At 72.0% G+C, this 8,066-nt stretch carries 8 protein-coding genes; 2 read left to right on the top strand and 6 right to left on the bottom strand.

Annotated features, from left to right (window positions below; all coding sequences use genetic code 11):
- The 3 genes from FV223_RS14525 to FV223_RS14515 all read right to left on the bottom strand — a co-directional run.
- Positions 1 to 591, bottom strand: a 591-nt coding sequence (locus FV223_RS14525; protein ID WP_187276142.1) for a 3-hydroxyisobutyryl-CoA hydrolase, incomplete at its 3' end; no start/stop codon positions are given.
- Entirely contained in the window at positions 591 to 1,733 is a 1,143-nt protein-coding gene (locus tag FV223_RS14520) for an acyl-CoA dehydrogenase family protein (protein WP_147727709.1), read from the bottom strand. The genes FV223_RS14520 and FV223_RS14525, both read right to left, overlap by 1 nt.
- Before the next feature lie 57 nt (positions 1,734 to 1,790).
- Positions 1,791 to 3,287 carry a CoA-acylating methylmalonate-semialdehyde dehydrogenase gene (locus FV223_RS14515; RefSeq protein WP_147727708.1) on the bottom strand — a complete coding sequence of 499 codons (1,497 nt, stop codon included), beginning with the start codon at positions 3,285 to 3,287 and terminating at the stop codon, positions 1,791 to 1,793.
- Between the two features lie 155 nt (positions 3,288 to 3,442).
- On the opposite strand from FV223_RS14515, the gene FV223_RS14510 reads away from it, so the two are divergent.
- The gene (locus FV223_RS14510; RefSeq protein WP_147727707.1) at positions 3,443 to 4,351 is read left to right on the top strand and encodes a LysR family transcriptional regulator; all 909 of its coding nucleotides are present in this window, start codon (positions 3,443 to 3,445) and stop codon (positions 4,349 to 4,351) included.
- A gap of 169 nt (positions 4,352 to 4,520) precedes the next feature.
- Entirely contained in the window at positions 4,521 to 5,684 is a 1,164-nt protein-coding gene (locus tag FV223_RS14505; protein WP_147727706.1) for an iron-containing alcohol dehydrogenase, read from the top strand.
- Positions 5,685 to 5,724: 40 nt separating this feature from the next.
- On the opposite strand, the gene FV223_RS14500 is transcribed toward FV223_RS14505, so the two are convergent.
- The 3 genes from FV223_RS14500 to dinB all read right to left on the bottom strand — a co-directional run.
- On the bottom strand, positions 5,725 to 6,024 hold the full coding sequence (locus tag FV223_RS14500; RefSeq protein ID WP_147727705.1) for a hypothetical protein: 300 nt from the start codon (positions 6,022 to 6,024) through the stop codon (positions 5,725 to 5,727).
- Positions 6,025 to 6,120: 96 nt separating this feature from the next.
- Complete coding sequence (locus FV223_RS14495; protein WP_147727704.1) at positions 6,121 to 6,999, bottom strand: SDR family oxidoreductase; 879 nt, start codon at positions 6,997 to 6,999, stop codon at positions 6,121 to 6,123.
- A 114-nt stretch (positions 7,000 to 7,113) separates the two neighbouring features.
- Positions 7,114 to 8,066 (bottom strand): DNA polymerase IV (gene dinB, locus FV223_RS14490; RefSeq protein WP_147727703.1); only part of this gene is annotated, 953 nt, incomplete at its 5' end.

The following is an 8,066-nucleotide window of genomic DNA, read 5'->3' as shown; positions in this document are numbered from 1 at the left end:
GGCGAGGGCGGCGAGCGCATCGATCAGGGCGGGCAGCGTCGCTGCGGGCACGCAGGCGTCGGCGACCCCCGCGAAGATCGCGTCGGCCGCGCCCATGGGCTCGCCGGTCAGCCCGAGATAGGTCCCGGTCTCGCCGGGCGCGCGCGGCAGCAGCCAGGTGCCGCCGACGTCGGGCAGGTAGCCGATGCCGGTCTCCGGCATGGCGATGCGGGAGCGCCCGGTGACGACGCGGTGGCCGGCATGGCCCGACAGCCCGACGCCGCCGCCCATGGTGATCCCGTCCAGGATCGCCACGAACGGTTTTTCGTAATGCGCGATCCGAGCATCGAGGCGATACTCGTCGCGCCAGAAGTTCTCGGCGGAGCTTGAACCCGCGCTCTCGTAGAGCGAGCGCAGGTCGCCGCCGGCGCACAGGCCGCGCTCGCCCTCGCCGGTGAGCAGGATCGCGGCGACGCCTTCGTCGGCGGCGAAAAGATCGAGGGCGGCATCGATCGCGCCGACCATGCCGTGGGTCAGCGCGTTCAAGGCCTTCGGCCGGTTCAGGCGGATGCGCCCGAGCGTGCCGACGCGCTCGACGAGGATGTCGGACATCAGCGCTCCCCGAGCAGCGCGCGGGCGATGATCACCCGCATGATCTCGTTGGTGCCCTCCAGGATCTGGTGGACGCGCAGATCCCGGACGATCTTCTCGATGCCGTACTCGGCGAGATACCCGTAGCCGCCGTGGAGCTGCAGCGCCTCGTTGGCGACGTGGAACGCGGCGTCCGTCACGTGGCGCTTGGCCATGGCGCAGAGCTTGGTCGCCTCCGACGCCCTGGCGTCGAGGGCGGCGGCCGCGTGGCGCAGGAACGCGCGGGCGACCTCGAGCTCGGTCGCCATGTCGGCCAGCCGGAACTGCAGCGCCTGGAAGTCCGAGAGCTTCTGGCCGAAGGCGCGGCGGTCGCCCATGTAGGCGAGCGTCCGGTCGAGGGCCGATTGCGCGCCGCCCAGCGCGCAGGCGGCGATGTTGAGGCGGCCGCCGTCGAGCCCGGCCATGGCGTAGCGGAAGCCGTCGCCCTCGGCGCCCAGCCGGTTCTCGACGGGCACCCGGCACTGGTCGAAGCGCACCGCGCGGGTCGGCTGGGCGTTCCAGCCCATCTTGCGCTCGTCGGCGCCGAAGGAGAGGCCGGGCGTGCCCTTCTCGACGACGATCGCCGAGATGCCCTTCGCGCCCTCGCCTCCGGTCCGGGCCATGACGAGGTAGAGGTCGCTGGCGCCGGCGCCCGAGATGAACTGCTTCTCGCCGGTCAGCACGTAGGCGTCGCCGTCGCGGACCGCGCGGGTTCGGAGCGCCGCGGCATCCGAGCCCGAGCCGGCCTCGGTCAGGCAATAGCTGGCGATCCTGTCCATCCGCGTCAGCGACGGCAGCCAGCGCCGGCGCTGCGCCTCGCTGCCGAAGGCGTCGATGATCCAGGACGACAGATTGTGGATCGAGAGGAAGGCCGCCACCGTCGGGCAGCCTTCGCCCAGAGCCTCGAAGATCAGGCTGGCGTCGACGCGGCTCAGGGCCGATCCGCCGACATCCTCGCGGATGGTGATCGCGGCCATGCCGAGAGCTGCCGCCGCGCGAAGGGTCTCGACGGGGAAGTGCTTGCGCGCGTCCCAGTCGAGGGCGTGCGGCGCGATGTGCTCGCGCGCGAAGTTCTGGGCCATCTCCCGGATGGCCACCTGATCCTCGTCGAGCCCGAAGCGCATGTCATCAAGTCCTTGGCTGGACGGTTCTCCCTCCCCCGCAGAGGGGGGAGGGTCGGTTCACCGCATCGTCGGGATCGAGAACTCCGCGCCGCTCTTGATGCCCGAGGGCCAGCGCTGCGTCACGGTCTTGGTCTTGGTGTAGAAGCGGATCGCGTCGGGCCCGTGCTGGTTCAGGTCGCCGAAGCCCGAGCGCTTCCAGCCGCCGAAGGTGTGGTAGGCGATCGGCACCGGGATCGGCACGTTGACGCCGACCATGCCGACGTTGACCCGGGCGGTGAAGTCGCGCGCCGCGTCGCCGTCCTGGGTGAAGATCGCGACGCCGTTGCCGTACTGGTGGGTGGAGGGCAGGGCCAGCGCCTCCTCGTAGTCCTTGGCCCGCACGACCGAGAGGACCGGGCCGAAGATCTCATCCTTGTAGATCGTCATGTCGGCGGTGACGCGGTCGAACAGGCAGCCGCCCATGTAGAAGCCGTTCTCGTAGCCCTGCAGGGTGAAGCCGCGGCCGTCGACGGCGAGCTCGGCGCCCTCCTGGAGGCCGGTCTCGATGTAGCCCTTCACCCGCGCCACCGCCTCGGCGGTGACCATCGGGCCGTAATCGGCCGAGCCGTCGTGCGAGGGGCCGATCTTGAGGCTCTCCACCCGCGGCACCAGGCGCTCCATCAGCCGGTCGGCGGTGCCTTCGCCGACGGGGACGGCGACCGAGATCGCCATGCAGCGCTCGCCGGCCGAGCCGTAGCCGGCGCCGATCAGCGCGTCGACGGCCTGGCCCATGTCGGCGTCGGGCATGATGATCATGTGGTTCTTGGCGCCGCCGAAGCACTGGGCGCGCTTCCCTGTCTGCGCGGAGCGGACGTAGATATACTCGGCGATCTGCGAGGAGCCGACGAAGCCCACCGCCTTGATGTCCGCGTCGTCGAGGATCGCGTCGACCGCCTCCTTGTCGCCGTTGACGACGTTGAGGATGCCCGGCGGCAGGCCGGCCTCCAGGAAGATCTCGGCGATGCGCATCGGAACGCCGGGGTCGCGCTCGGACGGCTTGAGGATGAAGGCGTTGCCGCAGGCGATGGCCGGGGCGCATTTCCAGAGCGGGATCATGGCGGGGAAGTTGAATGGCGTGATGCCGGCGACCACGCCCAGCGGCTGGCGCAGGGAGTAGACGTCGATGCCGGGGCCGGCGCCTTCCGTGAACTCGCCCTTCAGCAGGTGCGGGATGCCGCAGGCGAACTCCACCACCTCGACGCCGCGCTGGATGTCGCCCTTGGCGTCGGGCACGGTCTTGCCGTGCTCGGAGGCCAGCAGCTCGGCGAGCGAATCCGTCTCGCCGCGGATCAGCTCGAGGAAGCGCATCATCACGCGGGCGCGCTTCTGCGGGTTGGTCGCGGCCCAGGCGGCTTGCGCGTCGCGGGCGTTCTCGACCGCCGCGCGAAGCTCGGCGCGGCTCGCCAGGGCGACGCGGGCCTGGACCTCGCCGGTCGAGGGAAGGAACACGTCGGCGAAGCGGCCGCTGGTGCCCGCGACGGTCTTGCCGCCGATGAAATGCCCGATCGTGCGCATGTGCGCCTCTCCTGTTCTCGTTTCCTCAGGTCCGGCCGGCGCGACGGCCGGCCGATTTTGAGCGGACCATAGCAGCGCCGATCGGGCGATAAAGCTGGACCTGCTCGCAGCCGGTGTGCATCGATGCACAGCGCCATCCCCGTCGGACCCAGCCCGTGAGCCTCAAGAAGACCCGCAACTGGGACGACCTGCGCTTCTTCCTCGCCGTCGCCCGCACCGGCACGCTGACGGCCGCGGCGGCGCAGACCGGCACCGAGCACACCACCGTGGCCCGGCGCATCCTGGCCCTGGAGGAGGGGCTCGACCGCCGGCTCTTCCACAAGAGCAACCTCGGCTACGCGCTGACCGAGGCCGGCGAGTCGCTGCTCGGGACGGCGGAGGCGATGGAGAGCGCCTTCGTCTCGGGCTCGGCGGCCGGCGGCACCGGGCGGAGCGTCGCGGGCACGGTGCGGATCGGCGCGCCGGACGGGTTCGGCAGCGTGTTCCTCGCGCCGCGGATGCACCGCCTGACCCAGGCCCATCCCGGGCTCGAGATCGAGATCATGGCGACCGCGCGGATCTTCAGCCTGTCGAAGCGCGAGGCGGACATCGTCGTCAGCCTGTCGGCGCCGCAGCAGGCGCGGGTGGTGACGCGGCGGCTCACCGACTACCGGCTCTTCGTCTACGGGTCGAAGGCCTACCTCGACGCGGCCGAGCCGATCCGGACGGCGGCCGACCTCGGGCGGCACCCGTTCGTCAGCTACATCGAGGACATGCTGTTTGCGCGGGAGCTCAACTACCTCAACGTGATCGGGCCGGGCGCCAGCGCGCGGCTGCGCTCGACGAACCTGCTCGCCCAGGTGCACGCCACGCTCGCCGGTGCCGGCCTGTGCATCGTGCCGGCCTTCATCGCGGCCGCCCATCCCGGCCTCGTGCCGGTGCTGCCGGACGCGCTGTCGCTGACGCGGGCCTTCCACATGCACATCCACGAGGACCACCGGAAGGCCGCCCACATCCGCGAGGTGGCGGCCTTCATCGTCGGCGCGGTCGAGGCGGCGCAGGCGCTGTTTTCGCAGGCGGGATAGTGCGTCGCACCGGCAAGCTCAGGCAGGATACTGCGCGCCGGATGTCGCGCGACGGGCGCCGACCGGGCTTGTCCTCGCGCCCGCGCAGCCGCTAGCCTGCCTTTCGTATTCTGCGTTCATTCGCGCGCGTCCCCTCGGCGCGTCCCTTTGGAAAGACGGATCCAACGCCATGATCAGCGCCATCGCCCTGCCGCGGCTGATGCGGATCGGAGCCGGTGCGTGCGGGCTGCTGCCGGAGGTGCTGGGGCAGCTCGGGCTGTCCCGGCCGTTCGTCGTCACCGATCCCTACCTCGCCGACAGCGGCCGGGCGGGGCGGCTCGTCGAGCGCCTGGCGGCGGCCGGCGTCCGGGCCGGGCTGTTCTCGCAGACCGTGCCGGACCCGACCGTGGCCTCGGTGGAGGCGGCTTTGGCCGCGCTCAAGGCCGGCGACCACGATTGCGTCGTCGGCTTCGGCGGCGGCAGCCCGATGGACACGGCCAAGGCCGTCGCGGTGCTGGCCCGCCACGGCGGCCACATGCGCGACTACAAGGCGCCCCACAGCCAGGACGCGCCCGGCCTGCCGATCCTGGCGATCCCCACCACCGCCGGCACCGGCTCGGAGGCGACGCGCTTCACCATCGTCACCGACGAGGCCACCGACGAGAAGATGCTGTGCGCCGGCCTCGCCTACCTGCCGGTGGCGGCGCTGGTCGATTACGAGCTGACCCTGAGCAAGCCCGCGCGGCTCACCGCCGATACCGGGATCGACGCGCTGACCCACGCGATCGAGGCCTACGTCTCGCGAAAATCCAACCCGTTCTCGGACGGGTTCGCGCTCGCCGCGATGCGGGCGATCGCGCCGAACCTGCGCCGGGTCTGGACCGATCCGGGCGACCGGGCTGCGCGGGAGGCGATGATGTTCGGCGCGACGCAAGCAGGCATCGCCTTCTCGAACAGCTCGGTGGCCCTCGTCCACGGGATGAGCCGGCCGATCGGCGCGCATTTCCACGTGCCGCACGGGCTTTCGAACGCGATGCTGCTGCCGGCCGTCACCGCCTTCTCGGCGCCCGGCGCGCCCGGGCGCTACGCCGCCTGCGCCCGGGCGATGGGCGTGGCGCGGGAGGGCGACGACGAGCGCAACGCGGTCTCCCGCCTGATCGCCGAGCTGCAGAACCTCAACGACGACCTGCAGGTGCCGACGCCCGGCGACTACGGCATCGACGAGGCCCGGTGGAACGGCCTGATCCCGACCATGGCGGCGCAGGCCCTGGCCTCGGGCTCGCCCGGCAACAACCCGGTGGTGCCGGACGCGGAGGCGATCGCGACGCTGTACCGCCAGGTCTGGGCCGCCTGAGCGGGACGGGCGGGGCAGCGGGATGCGGGCGGCTGCCGGCTCAGGCGGCCTGGCCGCCGTAGGTCGCGAACGAGGACTCGACCTTGTCCGCGAGCGCCGGCTCGACCTCGGCCGAGACCTTGAGGCGCCCGGCGAGCTTCGGCTCGCCGTCGGTGTGGGTCTTCTCGACGCGGCCGTCCTCGATGTCGGCGCCCGCGGTCTCGGTGCCGGCGCTGTTCTCGTCCGAGACCGGCGCGATGGTCACGGCCTTGCGATCGATCTTGTGCTCCTGGACGAGGTGCTCGACCGCCATCTCGGCGTCGCGGCGGGTCTCGAACGTGGCGGCGATGATCTTCGACATGGATCTGGCTCCGATGGCGGGGCGGTCCGGCCCCGCGGGGGTTCCGCCGTCAATCGCAGGCGCGGCGCTCCGTTCCGGATCGCCGCGCCTCGTGCGTCAGTACATCGGCGTGCCGCCGGTGACGGGCACTAGGGCGCCGGACATGTAGCTGCCCTCGCGCGAGGCCAGCAGCACGTAGGCCGGGGCGAGCTCGGCCGGCTGCCCGGCGCGGCCGAGGGGCGTGTCGGCCCCGAGCTGCTCGATCTGCTCGGGGCTCTTCACGATCGGCTGGATCGGGGTCCACACGGGGCCGGGCGCGACGCAGTTCACCCGGATGCCCTTCGGCGCCAGCAGGTTCGACAGCCCGATCGTCAGGCTCGCGATCGCGCCCTTGGTGGCGGCGTAGATCAGCATCGTCTTGTCGGCGACCTTGGCCTGCTGGCTCGTCGAGTTCACGATCGCCGAGCCCGGCTTCATGTGCGGCACCGCCGCCTGGGCGAGGTAGTACATCGCGAAGACGTTGGCGCGGAACGAGCCCTCGAGATCCTCCGCCGTCACGTCGTCGAGCCCTTCGTTGATCGTCTGCGCGGCCGCGTTGTTGACCAGGACGTCGAGGCGCCCGAACGCGGCCACCGTGCGGGCGACGAGGTCGCGGCAATGGGCCTCCTCGCGCAGGTCTCCCGGCAGCAGCAGGACGCGGCGCCCGGCCCGCTCGACCCAGCGCGCCGTCTCCTCGGCATCGGACTGCTCGACCGGCAGGTAGGAGATCGCCACGTCGGCGCCCTCGCGGGCGTAGGCGATCGCCACCGCGCGGCCGATCCCGGAATCACCGCCGGTGATCAGCGCGACCTGATCCGTCAGCAGCCCCTTGCCGACGTAGCTGTGCTCGCCGTGATCGGGGGCGGGGGTCATCCGCGACGACAATCCCGGCCGCTCCTGCTGCTGGTCGCCGGGGAAGGGGGGCCGGGCTCCGGCCTCGCGGGGATCGTCGGTCATGGTTGGCTGCTCCCGGTGTCGCTTCCCATCGAGATAGGGCGCGGCGCCGAGGACGCAGGCGCGACCCGATGACCGCGGCGCCGGCGATCCCGATCAAACGATCGCGGCGACGCCTCAGATCGCCAGGCCGAGCTGCAGCGGTTCCGCGGCGTCGCCGTGGTCGAGGGCCGAGAGCGAGACGCCGAGCAGCCGCACGCTGCGCCGGAGCGGGCGGAGGTCGCGCAGCAGGCCCAGGCTGATCGCCTCCAGGCTGGCGCGGTCGCCGACGGGGGCCGCCAGGGAGCGCGCCCGCGTGACCTGCGCGAAGTCGGAGAACTTCACCTTCAGCGTCACGGTCCGGCCGCGCAGACCCTTGGCGGCGCAGGCCGCCGCGACCTTGTCGAGGATCGGCGCGAGGCGCTCGGCGAGGATTTCGAGGTCGGCGCTGTCGTCGGAGAAGGTGTTCTCGGCACCGATCGACTTGCGGATGCGGTGCGCCCGCACCGGGCGCTCATCGATGCCGCGGGCCACCCCGTGATAGTAGGGGGCGGCGCTGCCGAGGATGGCGGCCAGATCCTCCAGCGAGCGGGCCTTGAGGTCGCGGCCGGTGTGGATGCCGAGGCGGCGCATCTTCGCCTCCGTCACCGGGCCGATGCCGTGGAAGCGGCCGATGGCGAGGTCCTCGACGAAGGCCGGGCCCATCTCGGGGGTGATCACGAACAGCGCGTCGGGCTTGCGGTAGTCCGAGGCGACCTTGGCGAGGAACTTGTTGTACGAGACGCCGGCCGAGGCGACGAGTCCGGTGCGCGCGCGGATCGTGGTGCGGATCGCCCGGGCGACGGCGGTGGCGGTCGGCAGGCCCTGCAGGTTCTCGGTGACGTCGAGGTAGGCCTCGTCGAGGGAGAGCGGCTCGATCACCGGCGTGTGCTCGGAGAACACCGTCCGGATCTCCTCCGAGATGCCGCGGTAGACCTCGAAGCGCGGGCGCACGAACACCAGGTCCGGGCAGAGCCGGCGCGCCGTCACCGAGGGCATCGCCGAGCGCACCCCGAAGGCCCGCGCCTCGTAGCTCGCGGCGGCCACCACGC

This window comes from Methylobacterium sp. WL116, from assembly GCF_008039455.1.
In the GTDB taxonomy this organism is placed as follows: Bacteria; Pseudomonadota; Alphaproteobacteria; order Rhizobiales; family Beijerinckiaceae; genus Methylobacterium.
This window is presented reverse-complemented; position numbering and strand designations above follow the sequence as displayed.

Coding starts and splice junctions, on each gene's coding strand:
- FV223_RS14520 (WP_147727709.1), bottom strand. CDS start 1,733: ATGCGCTTCGGGCTCGACGAGGATCAGGTGGCCATCCGGGAGATGGCC.
- FV223_RS14505 (WP_147727706.1), top strand. CDS start 4,521: ATGATCAGCGCCATCGCCCTGCCGCGGCTGATGCGGATCGGAGCCGGT.
- FV223_RS14515 (WP_147727708.1), bottom strand. CDS start 3,287: ATGCGCACGATCGGGCATTTCATCGGCGGCAAGACCGTCGCGGGCACC.
- FV223_RS14500 (WP_147727705.1), bottom strand. CDS start 6,024: ATGTCGAAGATCATCGCCGCCACGTTCGAGACCCGCCGCGACGCCGAG.
- FV223_RS14495 (WP_147727704.1), bottom strand. CDS start 6,999: ATGACCGACGATCCCCGCGAGGCCGGAGCCCGGCCCCCCTTCCCCGGC.